Source organism: Enterococcus sp. ZJ1622, assembly GCF_011038845.1.
Lineage (GTDB): Bacteria > Bacillota > Bacilli > Lactobacillales > Enterococcaceae > Enterococcus_B.
Window position 1 is genome coordinate 181,892 of sequence record NZ_JAAKDW010000002.1, and the last position, 16,931, is coordinate 198,822.

Annotated in this window: 12 protein-coding genes; 10 read left to right on the top strand and 2 right to left on the bottom strand. The window is 43.1% G+C overall.

The window, feature by feature from the left end:
- The first annotated feature begins 137 nt into the window (after positions 1-137).
- Positions 138-1,037 (top strand): deoxyribonuclease IV, encoded by a 900-nt coding sequence (locus G7Y42_RS02685; RefSeq protein ID WP_165003567.1) that lies wholly within the window; start codon positions 138-140, stop codon positions 1,035-1,037.
- Between the two features lie 46 nt (positions 1,038-1,083).
- Here G7Y42_RS02685 and G7Y42_RS02690 read toward each other — a convergent pair whose 3' ends face one another.
- Positions 1,084-2,649 (bottom strand): Nramp family divalent metal transporter, encoded by a 1,566-nt coding sequence (locus tag G7Y42_RS02690; protein WP_165003565.1) that lies wholly within the window; start codon positions 2,647-2,649, stop codon positions 1,084-1,086.
- 248 nt (positions 2,650-2,897) lie between these two features.
- Between G7Y42_RS02690 and G7Y42_RS02695 the strand changes: the two genes are divergently transcribed.
- The 5 genes from G7Y42_RS02695 (at position 2,898) to G7Y42_RS02715 (ending at position 9,891) form a co-directional block, all read left to right on the top strand.
- Positions 2,898-3,122, top strand: a complete 225-nt coding sequence (locus G7Y42_RS02695; protein WP_165003563.1) for a YneF family protein — start codon at positions 2,898-2,900, stop codon at positions 3,120-3,122.
- A gap of 141 nt (positions 3,123-3,263) precedes the next feature.
- A complete protein-coding gene (locus G7Y42_RS02700) occupies positions 3,264-5,015 on the top strand; it encodes an ABC transporter transmembrane domain-containing protein (protein ID WP_165003561.1) in 1,752 nt (583 codons plus the stop codon).
- Positions 5,015-6,799, top strand: coding sequence for an ABC transporter ATP-binding protein (locus G7Y42_RS02705; protein ID WP_165003559.1), 1,785 nt, complete (start codon positions 5,015-5,017; stop codon positions 6,797-6,799). The genes G7Y42_RS02700 and G7Y42_RS02705 overlap by 1 nt, the downstream gene beginning before the upstream one ends.
- 268 nt (positions 6,800-7,067) lie before the next feature.
- On the top strand, positions 7,068-7,916 hold the full coding sequence (locus G7Y42_RS02710; RefSeq protein WP_165003557.1) for a PRD domain-containing protein: 849 nt from the start codon (positions 7,068-7,070) through the stop codon (positions 7,914-7,916).
- Positions 7,917-8,010: 94 nt separating this feature from the next.
- Positions 8,011-9,891, top strand: coding sequence for a beta-glucoside-specific PTS transporter subunit IIABC (locus G7Y42_RS02715; protein WP_165003555.1), 1,881 nt, complete (start codon positions 8,011-8,013; stop codon positions 9,889-9,891).
- Positions 9,892-9,934: 43 nt separating this feature from the next.
- On the opposite strand, the gene G7Y42_RS02720 is transcribed toward G7Y42_RS02715, so the two are convergent.
- Positions 9,935-10,837: a MurR/RpiR family transcriptional regulator gene (locus G7Y42_RS02720; protein WP_165003553.1), complete on the bottom strand. Its 903-nt coding sequence runs from the start codon at positions 10,835-10,837 to the stop codon at positions 9,935-9,937.
- A 231-nt stretch (positions 10,838-11,068) separates the two neighbouring features.
- Between G7Y42_RS02720 and G7Y42_RS02725 the strand changes: the two genes are divergently transcribed.
- From G7Y42_RS02725 to G7Y42_RS02740, 4 genes are all read left to right on the top strand, one after another.
- Positions 11,069-12,472 carry a 6-phospho-beta-glucosidase gene (locus G7Y42_RS02725; protein ID WP_165003551.1) on the top strand — a complete coding sequence of 468 codons (1,404 nt, stop codon included), beginning with the start codon at positions 11,069-11,071 and terminating at the stop codon, positions 12,470-12,472.
- A complete protein-coding gene (locus G7Y42_RS02730; RefSeq protein ID WP_165003548.1) occupies positions 12,472-13,905 on the top strand; it encodes a 6-phospho-beta-glucosidase in 1,434 nt (477 codons plus the stop codon). The genes G7Y42_RS02725 and G7Y42_RS02730 overlap by 1 nt, the downstream gene beginning before the upstream one ends.
- Positions 13,906-14,048: 143 nt before the next feature.
- Positions 14,049-14,978 carry a thioredoxin-disulfide reductase gene (gene trxB / locus G7Y42_RS02735; RefSeq protein ID WP_165003546.1) on the top strand — a complete coding sequence of 310 codons (930 nt, stop codon included), beginning with the start codon at positions 14,049-14,051 and terminating at the stop codon, positions 14,976-14,978.
- A 217-nt stretch (positions 14,979-15,195) separates the two neighbouring features.
- Positions 15,196-16,923, top strand: a complete 1,728-nt coding sequence (locus tag G7Y42_RS02740) for a phospho-sugar mutase (protein WP_165003544.1) — start codon at positions 15,196-15,198, stop codon at positions 16,921-16,923.
- The last annotated feature ends 8 nt before the right edge of the window (positions 16,924-16,931 follow it).

A 16,931-nucleotide genomic window follows, 5' to 3' on the forward strand; every position in this document is an offset into this window, starting at 1 on the left:
ATTGAATGTTAGAAGCGCAATAAGGCAATAGAAAGTATAGATTGGGACTGTGGCAAAATCAGATATCTGTCAGCAATTATGGCAGAGCATATCGGAAATACCACTATCCTGTTTCATACAGAGGAGGAACACGAAGAATGTTATTAGGCTCACATGTTAGCATGAGCGGGAAAAAAATGCTTCTAGGCGCAGCAGAAGAAGCAGCGAGTTACGGCGCATCGACGTTTATGATCTATACAGGCGCACCGCAAAACACGAGACGTAAAGCAATAGAAGAGATGAACATCGAAGCAGGAAAAGAATTCATGGAGGCAAACGGTTTGTCAAACCTAGTCGTCCATGCTCCTTATATCATCAATTTGGGAAATACGGTCAAACCGGAGATGTTTCCTTTTGCCGTCCAGTTTTTGAGAGAAGAGATCGTTCGGGCTGAAGCTCTTGGCGCAACACAGATCACGTTGCATCCAGGCGCGCACGTAGGAGCAGGCGCAGAAGCTGGGATCGCAAGGATCATTGAAGGACTCAATGAAGTGCTGACGAAAGAACAGACCGCACAAATCGCATTGGAGACAATGGCTGGGAAAGGAACAGAGATCGGGCGTACTTTTGAAGAACTGGCACAAATCATTGAAGGTGTCAAATTGAACGAAAAATTATCTGTTACCTTCGATACTTGTCACACAAATGATGCGGGCTACGACATACGTCATGACTTTTCAGGCGTACTGGAAGAGTTTGATCGAGTGATCGGACTGGATCGTTTGAAAGTATTGCATATCAATGATTCGAAAAATCCGCAAGGCTCACATAAAGACCGGCATGCCAATATCGGGTTCGGGACAATCGGATTTGACACATTGAATAGTATCGTCCATGATCCGATGTTCGAAGGCGTGTCAAAAATCTTGGAGACACCTTATGTCGGAAAAGATAAGAAGACCGCGTACGCTCCTTATGGAAAAGAAATCGCGATGTTCAAGGCACAAGCTTTCGATCCGAATGTATTTCCTGAATTGATCGAAGAAGTAACGATTTGATCGGATAATAAAAAACAGTTGCCTGCTATGGCAACTGTTTTTTCGGCTATTCCGCCGTGTCCTGCAGTAACTGTTCATATTTTTTGTTTCCTTTATATAAATCTGCAACAGTCCAGGCAAGTAAAAGAAGGACCAAGATGATGATCACATAAGCGATATGATCAGCAAGAGCAATCTGGGAAGCTGTCGCTTGATCGCCGAAGAAGCTCTCGATCTGTCCAGGCAACCCGCGTAAATTCAAGTACGTCAGACTGATCACGGAGAACCAGCCGAGTAGCTTAACAATGAAAGAATTCTTGAAGCGTGCACCCATTTCTGCTCGGCTATTTGTCATCATCAATAATGGGATCATTGAAAATGGCAAAGCAAAAGCGAGGAACACCTGCGATTCGTTCATCAGATTATTCAAAGCTGTATGTTCTTCGATCGTCCCTTTCGTGCTAGTAAGCAACACACAAATCAGTACAGGGATCACTGAAAGCAGACGTGTCACCAGCCGACGCAGCCAGATTGGCATACGCATATGGATGAAGCCTTCCATGATCACTTGGCCTGTCAATGTCCCGGTGATCGTTGAGTTTTGACCGGAAGCAAGCAAAGCGACAGCAAACAATGTCGACAAGATCCCGGATTTTGCTACGGCGATCAAGATACCATTGCTCATAGCAGAAGGATCAGATAGTGCTTCATATAATCCGAAGAATGATGGGTCTTTTACGGCACCAGTTTTGAAGACAGCAACTCCCATGATCAAGAGCAGTGCATTGACCAGAAAAGCCATCGTCAGTTGGATATTGGAATCCCAAGTAGTAAAACGAACAGCACGAGCAACATCTTCTGGGTCTTTGCGGTCGATCTCACGTGTTTGAGAAACCGCTGAATGCAGATACAGATTATGTGGCATCACTGTAGCACCGATGATCCCTAAAGCGCCAGTCAGCGGTGTTTCTCCGCCAATCACTGGGGATTCTGCAAATGTATGGCTATTAGGGATGAAGCCTGCGAACAAACTGCGCCAGTCTGGATTCGACAAAGCAACCTGATAAACGAACACAAACAAGATGACAAAAATCAGGCAAACGACGATCGCTTCGATTTTACGAAAGCCGACTTTTGTAAGTAACAGTAAAATGAAGACATCCAGTACGGTGATGAATACTGCGATAACCAGTGGGATACCAAATAACAGATACAATGCGATCGCCGCACCAATGACTTCTGCGATATCCGTTGCCATGATCGCCAATTCTGTCAGGATCCATAAAATGACGCCTAGCGTCTTGCTCGTCCGTGCTCGGATCGCTTGTGCCAAGTCCATCTGACTGACGATCCCCAGTTTAGCTGCCATATACTGCAAAAGCATAGCAATCAAACTAGACATCAAGATAACAGACATCAGCAAATATTGAAAGTTTTGTCCTCCTGTAATCGAAGTGGACCAGTTCCCTGGATCCATATAACCAACAGCGACTAATGCGCCAGGTCCTGAGTAGGCAAGAAGGGTCTTGAAAAAACTTTTGCCTTTCGGGACTTTGACCGTGCCGTTGACTTCGGCTAAGGACAAACCGTTTGTATGTTCGATTAATTTAGGTTTATGTGATTGATTCTCCAAAAAAATACCACCTTTCCTCTTTTATCCACGTGTACATTCTACACCCGTCATAAAAAAATGAAAAGGAAAAAGTTCGGTTAGCCTAAACTTTTTTTGCGGTGTGGCTTCTTAGCGAGGGCTGAGGAAAAACGAAAGTCGAAAAAACAAGGATTTTTTCTCTAAACTAAGGAAAACGCCTTTCTTTTTTTTAGAAACTTTAGTAGAATAAATCATTGAGAGCAATTCGGAAATAGAAAGGAGAGATTTATATGGTATCAACAGGTATTGTCGTACTTATCGCTGTTATTGCTTTATTAATCGGCGCAGTAGCTGGCTTTTTCTTTGCGCGTAAATATATGAAAGACTATTTAGAAAAAAATCCTCCCGTTAATGAGGAAATGTTGCGATCAATGATGATGTCAATGGGACAAAAACCATCTGAGAAGAAAATTCGTCAGATGATGCAACAAATGAAGAACCAAGGGAAAAAATAGGTTCTGACCCAAAGATATTGAACGGGCTGATTTTTTCAGCTCGTTTTTTTATTGTCGCATTGTTTTGATTATTCAGATTATTCAGCAAATAGACATCCACCTATGAATGAACGCTCTTAACAAAAACAAAGGAGGCAGAACATGTCGATTTTTCGAAAACTAGGCTGGTTTTTCAAACAGGAGAAGAAACATTATTTGATCGGTGTGTATTCCTTGCTGGCCGTAGCACTCGTACAGCTGATCCCGCCAAAAGTGATTGGCATCATCATCGATGAGATCGCGGACAAGAATATCTCGTTGCGGATCATCGGATTCTGGATCGCTGTGCTAGTGCTGGCTGCATGTTTACAATATCTGTTTCGCTATATCTGGCGAACCAATATCTGGGGCAGTGCCGCACGGCTTGAAAAGGAACTGCGCCAACGCTTATTCAAGCATTTCACGGAAATGGACACACTTTTTTATCAAAAATATCGCACGGGAGATTTGATGGCTCATGCGACAAATGATTTGAACGCCATCCAGAATGTCGCAGGTGCAGGGATTTTGACCTTTGCAGATTCTTTGATCACAGGCGGAACCACCATCATCGCCATGATTATTTTTATCGATTGGCGATTGACGTTGATTGCGCTGATCCCATTGCCACTGCTGGCAGTGACTTCACGAGTGTTAGGTTCCAAGCTCCATGATGCTTTTCGGGAGTCGCAGGAAGCTTTCTCAAGTATCAACGACAAGACACAAGAAAGTATCACTGGGATCAAAGTGATCAAAACCTTTGGACAGGAAAAAGAAGATTTAGCTGATTTTGAAGCAAAAATTGACGAGGCGATTTTGAAAAACAAACGGGTGAATTTCTTAGATGCGTTATTCGATCCGTTCATCACATTGATTATCGGACTGTCTTATGTTGCCACGATCGTTTTAGGCGGGAAATACGTACTGGAAGGAACGATCACGATAGGACAGATGGTGTCCTTCATCAGTTATATCGGGATGCTTGTCTGGCCGATGTTTGCCATCGGCCGTTTGTTCAACGTGCTAGAACGAGGAAATGCTTCTTATGACCGTGTCAATGAGCTTTTACACGAAAAAACGCATATCGTGGAACGTTTAGGAGCGATCCAGACCCTTGCAAAAGGCGAAGTGAACCTCGATATCGTGAAGTTCAAGTATCCTAAAGAAGAAACCCCCGCTCTAGAACAAATCAAATTTACGATCCAAAAAGGAGATACACTGGGCATCGTGGGGAAAACTGGTGCTGGAAAAACCACGATCCTCAAATTACTGATGCGGGAATACGATGATTATGAGGGAAAGATCCAAATCGACGGACGTTCGATCAAAGAATATTCTCTAGACGCTTTACTGAAATCGATTGGGTATGTCCCGCAAGATCACTTTTTGTTTTCTATGACGATTCGGGACAATATACGATTTTCAGATCCTCTTCTGTCATCGGAACAAGTAGAACAAGCAGCTGCATTAGCTTCGATCAACGACGAGATCAAAGCGTTACCGGAAAAGTACGATACAATGGTCGGTGAACGAGGTGTTTCCTTATCTGGTGGGCAAAAACAGCGGATCTCGATTGCTCGGGCATTGATCCAGACGCCGGAACTGCTGATCTTGGATGATGCTTTGTCTGCTGTCGATGCAAAAACAGAGGAAGCTATCTTGCATAATCTGAAAGAGATACGCAAAGAAAAAACCACGATCATCGCCGCCCATCGTTTGAGTAGTGTGATGCATGCGGATGAGATCATCGTGATCGATCAGGGGAAAATCATCGAACGAGGTACACATGAAGAACTTCTAGCATTAGGCGGCTGGTATGAGCGAATGTGGGAAAAACAACAGCTAGAAGCAAAAATCGAAGGAGGGGAAGCGTGATGGAAGAAAAGTATCAGTCGGAATGGTCGAAGTCCATCCCTCTAAAAGAACAAAAACAGATCATCAAACGTTTGATGGGCTTTGCTGCGCCATTTAAACGGACCTTTGTCATTGCCATTTTGTTTGCATTGGCATTATCTGTCGTCAATATCCTGTTGCCGCGGATCATCCAGACTTTTATGGATAATCATTTAGCCAGACAATCTGCATCAACACAAGTGATTTTATTTTTTGCAGGTATGTATTTATTCGGCGTGATCGTCAAAAGTATCATCTGGTTTTTCCAATGGTACTTGTATTCGATGGCTTCACTGAAAACCTATCAGCATATCCGCGTGAAACTATTCGAAAAGCTGCATACATTAGGCATGCGGTATTTTGATCAGACGCCAGCAGGATCGACTGTTTCTAGAGTGACGAATGACACGGAAACACTGTTTGAATTCTGGTATGTATTCCTGATGGTTCTGACTGGGATCTTTGCGGTGGTCTCTTCTTTCATCGCCATGTTCCAGATCAATGGGAAAATCGCTTTGTGGAGTCTGATCTTTCTGCCTGTCTTAGGTGTAGTGATCTGGTATTATCAAAAATTCAGTTCGCGTATCTACCGAAATATGCGGGAAAAATTGAGCCAGCTGAATACGAAACTGAATGAATCGATCTCAGGCATGCGGATCATCCAGCAATTTCGCCAAGAAGCGCGTCTGGCAAAAGAATTTGAATCAGTCAATGAGGAATATCTAGCCACACGCTATGCCATGATCAAAACCAATTCGATCTTGCTCAGCCCGGTCATCAACTTTTTGTATGCATTAGCAATCGCGATGACATTGACGTTATTCGGACTGGATGCCTTACATTCCCCAGTGGAAGTAGGATTGATCTACGCATTTACGACCTATGTCCAAGGTTTTTTCAATCCGATGTCGCAAATGATGGATTTTTTGAGTACGTTCACTGACGGTATGGTCGCAGGAAGCCGTATCCTGAAAATCATGGATACCGAAGAATATGCACCACAGCAAAATCCGGATGCTCACTGTGAGATCGGTTTAGGGAAAATCGAATTCCGGAATGTCAGTTTTTCTTATGACGGGAAAAACAATGTGTTGAACAACATCTCGTTTGTTGCAAATCCAGGTGAAACGGTTGCCTTAGTCGGACATACAGGAAGCGGAAAAAGTTCGATCATCAATGTACTGATGCGCTTTTATGAATTTTATGAAGGACAGATCCTCATCGATGATCATGATATCCGTGAATATCCGATGGAAGAGCTGCGCAAAAAAATGGGGCTTGTTTTACAAGATGCCTTTTTGTTCTATGGAGATATCGCTGGAAATATCCGAATGATGAATCCAGAAATCACAGATGAACAAATCCGGCAGGCTGCAGAATTCGTCCAAGCCAATACGTTTATCGATGAACTTCCAAAAGGATATCATTCCAAGGTGATCGAACGAGGGTCAAGCTATTCCAGTGGTCAGCGTCAGTTGATTACATTTGCACGAACGATTGTGACAGATCCTAAAATCCTAGTGTTAGATGAAGCAACTGCGAACATCGATACGGAAACAGAAGGTCTGATCCAGGAAGGACTGGAAAAAATGCGGCAGGGACGCACAACGATCGCTATTGCGCATCGTTTGTCTACGATCCGTGATGCCAATCTTATTTTAGTTTTAGATAAAGGGCATATCGTCGAACGAGGAACCCATGAGACGCTTTTAGCGCAAGAAGGGCTCTATGCAGATATGTATAAATTGCAAAGCAGTAGTGTGTGAGAAGAGATTGTAAAAACAGCTTTTCATTTTTTCCTGTTTCCTGCCCTTATCAGTATATGCAACCTAACAGAATCGTCTAACGTTCCCTCTAAGAAAGCGTTGACAAAACTGATTGCTTTCGATAGTATAAAGAAAAAGATACAACTTGGATAGTGATTGCCTGATGCAAGCTAAACCTGATGAGTCTCCCATGTATGACATGGATGGCTTTTTGGGTTTTTCTTTTTGTTTTGGATACAGTTCTATGTATCACGGAAAGGAGAAAAATATGCTGATTGAGAAAGTACTGAATAATAACGTCGTAATAACTAGGGATGAGAGAGATCGTGAAATGATCGTGATGGGGAAAGGACTGGCATTCAAAAAGAAAGTGGGTGATCCGATTCTCGATTCATGCATCGACAAAAAATTCCAGTTGGCAGATGACGGACTTTCACGTCAGTTTCAGGAACTGGCACAAGCGATCCCCCTTGAGTACTTAGAAATATCTTGTGAAATCATTGAACATACAAAAGAGGCTCTGCAAGTCCATTTGAATGAGTCCGTGTATATTTCATTGACAGACCACTTATATACGGCGATCGAACGCCATAAAATGGGGGTCTTTGTACCAAATGTATTGCTCTATGACATCAAACAGTTGTTTCCTAAAGAATATGCTATCGGAAAAAAGACAGTAGATAAAATTTCAGATACATACAACATTATGTTATCAGAAGATGAAGCCGGATTCATCGCATTGCATCTTGTCAATGCACAAAGCATCCAAAGCCAGCAAGATAACACCTACCTGTTTACCACAACGATACAGGATATTCTAAATATCGTCCGCTATTACTACAGGATCACATTCGATGAAGACTCGATCCATTTTTTTCGATTCGTCACACATCTGCGTTTCTTCTTGACACGTGTGCTAGACGGAACGAAACCAGAAGAAGAAGTTTCTGAGGAATTGTTCCAGATCATCCAGAAAAAATATGGGGATACTTTTGGCTGCGTGGAGAAAATAGCAGACTTTTTAGCCGGAGCATTCGATTATCAGATGTCAAAGGACGAAAAAATGTATTTAACGATCCATACTGCGCGTTTAGTGCATGAGAATCGTTGTAAATAAATAAAAAAGGAGGAGAAAATTAGCAAGAAAGTACGAAGAGGGTAGTGACATTCAGTTGGCTAAACCTTCCACTAATCAATTGGAGGGAATAGAAATGGGGAAATATCAGGAATTAGCAGAAACAATCGTAAAGAATATCGGAGGAAAAGAAAATATTCGTAGTTTGACACACTGTGTGACGCGTCTTCGTTTCAAATTGAAAGAGGAAAACAAAGCAGAAGATGACCTTCTGAAAAAGATGGATGGAGTCGTCACGATTATGAAAAGCGGCGGGCAATATCAAGTAGTCATCGGAAATCATGTGCCGGATGTCTATGCAGAAGTACTGACAGCAGCAGGGATTTCTGACGAAGCAGAAGAAGAGGAGCCTTCAAGCAGCAATCTGTTCAATCGGCTGATCGATATCTTGAGTGGTTGTTTCCAGCCTTTTTTAGGTGCTCTAGCTGCGGCGGGAATGGTCAAAGGGCTGAATGCTTTGTTCTTGTTTCTTAAATTTTACACGGAAGGATCAGGCACGTATATCATGCTGAATGGGATAGGAGATGCGATCTTTTATTTCATGCCAGTGATCTTGGGATACACAGCAGCGAAAAAATTTCATCTGAATCCGATGGTGGGGATCGTGATCGGTGCAGCACTTTGTTATCCCGCTGTACAGAAGACGGCGCTGCAAAGCGGTTTGCCTGATGGCAGTCCTGCCCCTTACAGCTTGCTAGGTCTTCCCGCTTATGAAACGTTTTTGGGTATCCCATGGGTAGGCGGCAGTTACACCAGTAGCGTCGTGCCTGTTATCTTCATTATCGCGTTTGCCGGACAAGTCCAAAAAATGGCCAAGAAATGGATCCCTGCGGTCGTCCAGACCTTTCTGGTTCCTTTTTCTGTATTATTGATTGCACTTCCTGCTGGCTTTTTGATCATCGGTCCGATCGTTAGTATACTGACAGATTTACTAAGTACAGGTTTCCAAGCGCTGATGGATTTTTCTCCTGCGATGTATGGGGCAGTTTTAGGGTTCCTTTGGCAAGTACTGGTGATTTTCGGACTTCATTGGAGCATTATCCCTCTTTCGATCATGCAGTTAGCGCAAAACGGATGGAGTCAGATGCTAGTAGGTGTTTATGGCGCAAGTTTTGCACAGACAGCAGTAGTATTGGCGATGTACTTCAAATTCAAGGATAAAAAAATGAAGGCACTTTGCATGCCAGCTGTGATCTCAGGCATCTTTGGTGTAACAGAACCGGCCATTTATGGGATCACCTTACCGAAGAAGACGCCATTTATTTACTCAATGATTGGCGGTGCCATTTCAGGAATCTATTTGATGGCGTCTGGCACAACCAGCTATACGATGGGTGGATTAGGGATTTTTGGCGTAGTCAATTACATCACGGACTCAGATGCTAGCGGAATGTTCCAAGCATTTATCGGCATCGCGATTGCTTCAGTGATCGGGTTTTCACTGACCTTTTTCTTTTGGAAGGATGAAGCAGATGAAACAGATGATGTATCGGAACGAGCAGGAAAAGAAATTGTAAAAACACCGATACAAGGACAGATTGCTCCGCTAAATACTGCAAAAGATGCAGCTTTCGCCCAAGGAACATTAGGGCGAGGAATCTTGATCTACCCGGAAAAAGGGGAAGTACGCGCCCCTTTTGATGGCACAGTCATGACCCTTTTCCCAACGAAACACGCTATCGGGCTCGTTTCTGAAACAGGTTTGGAATTGCTGATCCATGTCGGGTTAGACACTGTGCAGCTGGAAGGGAAATATTTTGAAAGTCTGGTACAGCAAGGAGACGAAGTGAAACAAGGTGATCTGCTGATCCGATTCGACAAAAAGAAGATCGAAAAGGAAGGGTACAGTTTAGAAACACCTGTGATTGTTACCAATGATGCGGATTACTTAGATATTCTGGAAAATCAGGGGAAGACGGTCGGGCCAGATGATGAACTCATTACTGCACTGACCTGAGCCGTTGATCGCATCAGGAGAATTGAATGGCGTAACCAGTCGTTTAATCCACTTCTTTATTATCGAAATCGAAAGGTTCTTTCATGATGGCCGAACTGATGGGGCGTTTATCGAATTTTTGACCTACAGAAATCAGATGTGCAAGGTTCTGCTGATAATTCTCAGCGAAGACGCAACTGTATAACACATCTAACAGATAACAGATCGAAGTATTGATCGTGAAGTTTCCGATTTTTGAATACAGTCGCTCACGTGTCGTAAGATGCAAAGCGGCTGTACTCATTGAAGATAGCGTGGAATCCCCGATGCTAGTCAAAGCTAAAATCGGGACATCGTTTTGTTGCAATATTTCTGCGGTACGAAGGATCACTTTGTTTTCACCCGTATAAGAAATCAGGATCGCACACATATCGCTCGTGCAATTGTAAGCTTCATAGAACGATTCGCCAAAAGTGGTGACGATCGTGACGTCCATTTTGATGCGCTTCATTTTCAGCATGAAATCTTGAGAGATCAAGGTATTCGAATTACTAGCGAAGATCACGATTTTTTTTGCCTGAAGCAGTAAGTACTTGGCTTTTTGCAATTGGTCATGATGGATGAGTGAAAGCGTATCTTGGATAGTCATTTGTTCCAAAGAAGCCATTTTGTTTGCGATCGTCATGATGCCGTCTGTGGTGGAAAAAGGAAGATTCGCATCTACGTCTTGAAAATTCCCTTCGAGATAAGCCATCTCAGCTAAAAAAGCATTGCGGAAACTGACCCAGCCGTCAAAGCCCACTTTTTTTGCTATACGGATGAGTGTCGATGGGTGGACATAGCATTTGTCGGCGATCTCTTGGATGGTCATTTCGCTAAGCGCAGGAGAATCGGTCAATAAAAACTGGACCACTTCATTTTCTGAAGGGGAAAAGGAGATTTCTTTGATTTTTTCGCGTAATAACATATGGATACCTTCTTCTGTTTTTTTTACGTAAATTATAACTTTTTTGAAAACGATTTGTAAACGCATTTATCTGCTATAACTTAAAAAAAACATTTTTTTGACAAAGTATTTACAAAAATACAGCTCAAAATGCTTCTTTTTGTAAACGCTACTGGAAAGAAACGGTTTCCTATTGTCTGTTTTGTTTACAAAAATGATAATGGATATGTAAAAAAGAAAAGGAGTGAGCTTATGGCAAAAGGAATCAAAATCGCAACGATCGGTGGCGGGAGCAGCTACACGCCTGAATTGATGGAAGGATTCATCAAAAGATATAACGAACTGCCTATTAGGGAAATATGGCTGGTAGATGTAGAAGAAGGAAAAGAAAAACTCGAGATCGTCAGTAAAATGTCACAGCGGATGTGGGATGCGTCACCTTACGATGTGAAGATTCATGCGACATTGGATCGGGAAGAAGCGTTGAAAGAGGCGGATTTTGTGACGACACAATTTCGTGTCGGGCAATTGGATGCCAGAGTCAAGGATGAAAGGATCCCGGCTTATTATGGAATGATCGGACAAGAAACAAATGGTGCGGGCGGTATTTTCAAAGCTTTCCGAACGATCCCGGTGATCTTGTCTATCGTAGAAGATATGAAACGGTTGTGTCCAGATGCTTGGCTGATCAATTTCGCCAATCCAAGTGGAATGGTCACCGAAGCTGTGATTCGCTACGGGAAATGGGAGCGAGTCATTGGTTTATGTAATGTACCTGTCATGGCCATGATGACCGAACCGGGGATGTTAGAAAAGAAAAAAGAAGAATTGATTTATAAATTTGCCGGCTTGAATCATTTTCATTGGCATAAAGTAGCAGATGATAAAGGAAATGACCGTACGAACGAATTGATCGATCGATTGTACGATGAAGACAATGGCTTGCCGAAAAATATTTTTGACATTCCATTTTTCAAGGAACAACTGAAACAGATGCAAATGATCCCTTGCGGCTATCACCGTTATTACTACCGAGAAGAAGAGATGCTGACACACGCCTTGGAGGAATATCGGACGATCGGCACAAGAGCACAGCAAGTCAAGCAGACGGAAGCTGAACTGTTCGAGCTGTATAAGGACCCGAATCTGGATCATAAACCGGAACAGCTTCAAAAACGCGGAGGTGCTTACTATTCGGATGCAGCGTGCGAAACGATCGCTTCGATTTACGGAAACAAAGAAACACAGATCGTCGTTTCTACGAAAAATGATGGAGCACTACCCGACCTTCCAGCAGATTGTGTCGTAGAAGTGACTGCTTATGTAGGCGCTCAAGGAGCAAGGAATGTCGCTTTCGGTTCCCTGCCTACCGCAGAAAGAGGCTGGCTGCAAGTGATGAAAAATATGGAACTGCTGACGATCGAAGCAGCAGTGACTGGGGATTATGGGACTGCATTACAGGCATTTACGATCAATCCACTTATTCGTTCAGGAAAAACAGCAAAACGAATGATGGACGAACTATTCCTTGCGCATCAGGAATACTTGCCTCAATTCAAAGAAACGATCGAACGACTGACAGAAGAAGGAATCGAGATCCAAGATGAACTGGCAAGAGAATTATCAAAGAATAAACAGGTAATGGAGGAAGTTTGATGGGATTCAGAAAAGATTTTTTATGGGGTGGCGCAACAGCTGCCAATCAATGTGAAGGCGGCTATGACTTAGGAGGAAGAGGTCTGGCAAACGTGGACGTCGTACCGATCGGCGAGGATCGTTATCCTGTCATTACCGGGAAAAAGAAGATGTTTGAATTTGATGACGAGCATTTCTATCCGGCAAAAATCGCGATCGATATGTATCATCGTTATAAAGAAGATATTGCACTGTTTGCAGAAATGGGCTTCAAAACGTATCGCATGTCGATTGCTTGGAGTCGTATTTTTCCAAAAGGGGATGAAACCGAACCGAATGAAGAAGGATTGGCTTTCTACGAAGACGTGTTCAAGGAATGTCAAAAATACGGCATCGAGCCGCTAGTTACCATCACTCATTTCGATTGCCCAATGCATCTGATCAAAGAATATGGCGCGTGGCGTTCACGCGACCTAGTCGGATTTTACGAGAACCTTTGCCGAGTTATCTTCAATCGTTATAAAGGATTAGTCAGATACTGGCTGACATTCAATGAGATCAACATGATCTTGCATGCACCTTTTATGGGCGCAGGTCTTTATTTTGAAGAAGGCGATGATGAAGAGCAGATCAAATATCAAGCAGCACATCATGAATTGATCGCAAGTGCGATCGCAACGAAAATCGCTCATGAAGTCGATCCAGAGAATAAGGTCGGTTGTATGCTAGCAGCAGGAGCGTATTATCCATACACTTGTAATCCCGAAGATGTCTGGGCTTCTAGAAAATCAGATCGGGAAAACTATTTCTTCATCGATGTCCAGTCACGTGGTGAATACCCTGCGTATGCATTGAAAGAAATGGAACGAAAAGGCATCAAGATCGCTATGGAGCCAGGCGATACGGAATTGCTGAAAGAACATACGGTTGATTTTATTTCTTTTTCTTATTATTCTTCTCGCGTTTCAACGACAGATACCGATTTGTTGGAGCAGACTTCTGGCAATATTTTCGCTTCTGTCAAAAACCCTTATCTAGAAGCGAGCGAATGGGGCTGGCAAATCGATCCTCTGGGGTTGCGTATCACGATGAATGATATTTATGACCGGTATCAAAAACCGTTATTCATTGTGGAGAACGGATTGGGAGCCGTCGACATACCTGATGAAAACGGCTATGTCGAAGATGATTATCGAATCGACTATCTCGCTGCACATATCCAAGCAATGAAAGAGGCAGTAGAGTTGGACGGTGTCGATCTGATTGGATACACTACTTGGGGCTGTATCGATCTAGTATCAGCCGGCACAGGCGAAATGAAGAAGCGTTACGGATTCATCTATGTCGATCGGGACAATGAAGGAAACGGTACATTAGCACGTATGAAGAAAAAATCCTTCGACTGGTATAAAAAAGTGATTGCTTCAAATGGTGAAGATTTAGTGAACGAATAAAGGTTTCTTAAAAAAGTCTATTGTTTTTACGCAGTTTATTCGAGTATAATAAATCTATTCGAAAGCTGCGAGCAGAACAATAGACTTTTTTTCTTATTGGCTGTAAAGTAAGCTTACTTGATTTTAAACGGAGGAATGTACATATGTATGATGTAATCGTGATTGGCGCCGGTCCTGCAGGGATGACTGCTGCGTTATATGCTTCACGTTCAAACTTATCTGTATTGATGATCGAACAAGGAGCGCCTGGCGGACAAATGAACAATACAGCAGAAATCGAAAACTACCCAGGGTTCGATTCGATCATGGGACCAGATCTGGCTTACAAAATGTATGAAGGCGTAACAAGATTCGGGACAGAAAATGCGTACGGAATCGTACAAGACATCAAGGATCATGGCAGTCACAAAGAAGTCATCTGTGAGGATAAAAGCTATGAAGGAAAGACCGTCATCATCGCAACAGGCTGTATCCACCGTAAACTAGGTGTTCCGGGCGAAGAAGAATTTGCCGGTCGTGGCGTTTCTTATTGTGCCGTCTGTGATGGTGCCTTTTTCCGAAACAAACGCTTAGTCGTGATCGGCGGCGGCGACTCAGCAGTAGAAGAAGCGATCTATTTGACGCAATTTGCTTCAGAAGTCGTGATCGTTCATCGCAGAGACGAATTACGCGCACAAAAAATCATCCAGGACCGTGCATTTGCCAACGAAAAGATTTCTTTCGTCTGGGATACTGTGGTAGATGAAATCATAGGAAACGACATGGTCGTAACCGGTGTTAAAGCACGTAACGTGAAAACAGGGAATGAATTCGATCTAGCAGCAGACGGTGTCTTCATCTATGTTGGTCTTGACCCATTGACTGCACCATTTAGAGAAGCAGGCTTGACGAATGAAGCTGGCTGGATTCCAACAGATCATGAGATGAAAACAAACATGCTTGGTGTATTTGCGATCGGGGATGTTCGTGAAAAAGATTTACGTCAAATCACCACAGCAGTCGGAGATGGCGGGATCGCTGGACAACAAGTATACAAATACTTGGAATCACTGGAAGAAACAACGAAATCGTAATAAATAAATAAGAAGAGTAAAAGGGCAGGATGACTTGTTCTTTTACTCTTTTTTTCTGTGCTGAAAGTAAGCTGCTTGTGAGTTTTTTTCTTTTACAATCATTTTTAACGTCCGGTTTTTCTTGATTTTCCCGGATTTTTGGTCCTCATACTTTCATATCTAATAGGTGAATGCTATACTTAGGAAGAACCATAATTTAGAAAGAGGTGTTATTTTCATGTCTTGGGAACAAGTTTATGAACAATGGGCAAATGAAGAGAACCTAGAAGAAAAATTAAAAAAACAATTAACCGATCTTGGTCAAGATCCTGAAAAATTAGAAGATGCTTTTTATGCACCTTTGGAATTCGGTACTGCCGGGATGCGAGGTATTTTAGGACCTGGTATCAATCGCATGAACATCTATACTGTAAGACAAGCGACAGAAGGACTTGCTCGCTTTATGGACACACAAGGAGAAGAAACAAAACGACGCGGAGTAGCGATCGCTTATGACTCACGCCACCAGTCACCAGAATTTGCGATGGAAGCAGCAAAAACCTTAGCACATCATGATATCCCATCATTTGTGTTTGAAAGTCTGCGACCAACGCCAGAGCTTTCTTTTGCTGTCCGTCATTTGAATACGTTTGCGGGAATCATGGTCACTGCTTCTCATAATCCGGCAGCGTATAACGGCTATAAAGTCTATGGTGAAGATGGCGGGCAAATGCCGCCAGCAGATGCAGATGCATTGACAAGATACGTACGTGAAGTCAGCAATCCGCTGAAAGTCGAAGTATTATCTGATGAAGAAGTTGAACATAGCGGCCTGATCACGATCATCGGTGAAGAAGTGGATGCTGCTTATCTAGAAGAAATCAAGGCAGTAACCATCGATCGGGAATTGGTCCAAACGATGGGCAAAGACTTGAAATTGGTTTATACACCACTTCATGGAACTGGAAAAATGCTGGGTGAAAGAGCGTTGAAGCAAGCCGGCTTTGAACAATTCGTTTTGGTACCTGAACAGGCAATCCCAGATCCGGATTTCACCACAGTCAAATCACCAAATCCTGAAGAACATTCTGCATTTGAATACGCGATGCGTTTAGGCGAACAAGAAGGAGCAGATCTGCTGATCGCAACAGATCCCGATGCAGACCGGTTAGGCGCAGCGGTTCGTTTACCAGATGGTTCGTACGAGGTATTGACTGGAAATCAGATCGGTGCATTGTTCGTCCAATACATCCTAGAAGCACATCAGTCAAGAGGCACACTGCCAGAAAATGCAGCAGTCTTAAAATCAATCGTATCCAGTGAACTGCCTGCAGCGATTGCAGAAAGCTATGGGGCAACGATGATGAATGTGCTGACAGGATTTAAATTCATCGCTGAAAAAATCCAGCAATTTGAAGAAGACCATTCGCATACATTTATGTTCGGCTTTGAAGAAAGCTATGGTTATTTAGTCAAACCATTCGTTCGGGACAAAGATGCGATCCAAGCGTTGCTTCTTTTAGCAGAAGTAGCCGCTTTTTACAAAAAGCAAGGGAAAACCCTTTATGACGGTTTGCAGTCGATCTTTGAAAAATATGGTTATTATGCTGAAAAGACGATCTCTGTTACGATGAGTGGCCAGGAAGGATCAGCGAAAATCGCTGCTTTGATGGAGAAATTCCGAAAAGACGCACCGGCTGAATTTGCTGGCGCAAAAGTCCTCCAAACCGAAGACTTCAAAGAATTGACGAAAATCGATCTTGAAGGAAATGTCGAGAAATTAACGACACCGCCATCTGATGTCTTGAAATACGTCTTGGAAGAAGACGGCTGGATCGCGATCCGACCTTCAGGAACTGAGCCGAAAATCAAGTTCTATATCGGAGTAAAAGGGCATTCCTCTGAAGACGCTGCAGCAAAAGTCGAAGCCTATGAAGCAGCGATCAAAGCGATGACAGAAGAATAAAAAGCTTG

Coding starts and splice junctions, on each gene's coding strand:
- G7Y42_RS02740 (WP_165003544.1), top strand. CDS start 15,196: ATGTCTTGGGAACAAGTTTATGAACAATGGGCAAATGAAGAGAACCTA.
- G7Y42_RS02730 (WP_165003548.1), top strand. CDS start 12,472: ATGGGATTCAGAAAAGATTTTTTATGGGGTGGCGCAACAGCTGCCAAT.
- G7Y42_RS02710 (WP_165003557.1), top strand. CDS start 7,068: ATGCTGATTGAGAAAGTACTGAATAATAACGTCGTAATAACTAGGGAT.
- G7Y42_RS02685 (WP_165003567.1), top strand. CDS start 138: ATGTTATTAGGCTCACATGTTAGCATGAGCGGGAAAAAAATGCTTCTA.
- G7Y42_RS02695 (WP_165003563.1), top strand. CDS start 2,898: ATGGTATCAACAGGTATTGTCGTACTTATCGCTGTTATTGCTTTATTA.
- G7Y42_RS02705 (WP_165003559.1), top strand. CDS start 5,015: ATGGAAGAAAAGTATCAGTCGGAATGGTCGAAGTCCATCCCTCTAAAA.
- G7Y42_RS02700 (WP_165003561.1), top strand. CDS start 3,264: ATGTCGATTTTTCGAAAACTAGGCTGGTTTTTCAAACAGGAGAAGAAA.
- G7Y42_RS02725 (WP_165003551.1), top strand. CDS start 11,069: ATGGCAAAAGGAATCAAAATCGCAACGATCGGTGGCGGGAGCAGCTAC.
- G7Y42_RS02720 (WP_165003553.1), bottom strand. CDS start 10,837: ATGTTATTACGCGAAAAAATCAAAGAAATCTCCTTTTCCCCTTCAGAA.
- trxB (WP_165003546.1), top strand. CDS start 14,049: ATGTATGATGTAATCGTGATTGGCGCCGGTCCTGCAGGGATGACTGCT.
- G7Y42_RS02715 (WP_165003555.1), top strand. CDS start 8,011: ATGGGGAAATATCAGGAATTAGCAGAAACAATCGTAAAGAATATCGGA.